This window comes from uncultured Blautia sp., assembly GCF_902497045.1.
Taxonomy (GTDB): Bacteria; Bacillota; Clostridia; order Lachnospirales; family Lachnospiraceae; genus Blautia_A.
Genome location: NZ_CABVDF010000340.1, coordinates 1 through 2,028, shown reverse-complemented (window position 1 = coordinate 2,028; position 2,028 = coordinate 1). Strand labels below are relative to the sequence as shown.

Annotated in this window: 1 protein-coding gene; it reads left to right on the top strand. The window is 39.8% G+C overall.

Annotated elements, in window-relative coordinates:
• Nucleotides 1-2,028, top strand: a 2,028-nt coding sequence (locus RDS42_RS14440; RefSeq protein WP_308784270.1) for an LPD16 domain-containing protein, incomplete at both ends; no start/stop codon positions are given.

Here is a 2,028-nt window from a genome sequence, read left to right as displayed (position 1 = left end):
TGGATATGAAAACATATCATGGGGAGCGATTCTTCCAGATGCGGAGTGAGGAATACGGTCAGGACGTGGCTGATATTATCGTATCGGAAAATGGAACACTGGTGGCAGAGGACATCTGGCATGGATTTGATGAAGGAGCCAGGGAAGCTATTTCAGAATATCTGGAAGAAAATGGTGCAACGGTGTATGACCTGATAGATCTTCCAGACCAGGCAACAGTCATCTTAGCAGACGGAACAGTTATGAAAATCATGGAACAGCAGCCAATCAGTACAGATACATGGGAGCCGACACTGACCGGACAGAATCTGCGGGGTGAAGAACAGAAATTCAGCTTTTTCGAGATACATAAAGTCAGAGAAAATAATGGCATTGACCTGAAAATGCCAGAAAATCATTATATTGACCAATATTATGTGATCGAAGATCTGGCAGCAAAAGGTGGGATGAAGATCGAGAGATATAAGGATTTGGGAGCTGCCCTTGGAGCATATTACTCTCTGCCTAATCATAAAATGAAAGCTCTTGGAATTGAAAATACAGCACCGTTGCGAGGTAGTCTTGATTTTATTCAGTGTAAGAATGGAATAGATACATTGATTTATGATTGCCAGGAAGTGGAAGGATGGCTGAATCCGCAGATATACAATACTTTTAAAGAGATAGGAAACAGTCTGGCAGTGCATGATACAGAGATAGCATACCAGATTGGAGATCAGTATTTTACAATTCAGACGGTAGAAGATGGTTATGATTATACATTCTATGATAAAGATTATCTGGAACTGGATGGCGGCGTTTATGATGATCCGACTATTTCTATTACTGAAGCAATGGAGAATATTTTGGAAGATGAAGGACTTTCGATAGAAGATGCAAGCGTGATGGATTATGAAGAAATGTATGCAGAAATTGAATATGCAGAAGAAGAGAGACTGGAGAAGATACAATTTGAACGTACTTGCCCAAAGGCTTTTTTTGATGGTTATGACAGGGAAGCGGCATTAAAAAGTTATGAGGGAATAACCGTACAATTTAAAATGTCTGGTATGTATTTAACAGTGCAACCGACGGAGGATGGCTATAAATACCTGGTTTATGATCAGGAACTTCATGAAATTTCAGGAGATGCCTGTGGAAATCCAGAAGATTCTATTCAGAAAGCAATGTATGCCAGCTTGAAAAATGAAGGATTGGAAGATGTTGAATGTGTAAAAGTTGATGACAGGGAGTTTCGGGATAAGGTAATCAGTCATTCTAAAGAAGTGCTGGCCAGTGGAGATGTTCGATTCACTTCGGAACTTGGCAGATGTGAAACAGCATTGAATGGGATGGACAGGGCAGAAATTGAATATGAAGTTTTATTTCATGCAAGAGCTGTTCTGGAAGAAATGGGACTGGAAAATGAAGTTACATTGATTGGGGCGAGAGTACATGGTTCCAGAAGCAGAGATGACCTGTATCGTGCAGATTCTGATCTTGATGTGGTGCTTTCTTATCGAGGAAATATTCGAGAGGATAGTTTTTTTAACGAATTGAATTCGTATGGTATGGCAATAGCAGGCATTAAAGTAGACATTAACCCAATCTTAGAAGAAAGAATTACTTTGGCAGAGTATATAAAGGAATCGGAAGCCTATCTTGATCAGCAGGAAATCAGGAAACTCGCAGTGGACTTGGATAATTTTAGTTATGAATATGATACTTATGAATATAAAGATACCGTTGAAAATAGGGAAGAACAGGTTGAGAAACTCACAGAGGATATTTTGAACAAGGAGACAGCAGGTTTAAAAGACTGGCTGACTGAGGTGACAGAAGAATCGGATATAGATAGCGATGTAGTCACTGCCCAGTCATTACTTTCACGTCTGAAAAATGCAGAAACACTTTCTGTTTTTACCAGACAGCCAGAGCAGAAACAGCCGGAAGACACGATCACTTTTTATGTTGCGGAGTGTATGGAATTTCCTGTTATGGGTGAGTACCACGAAAATCTTACTTTGGAAGAAGCCTTACACATTTATG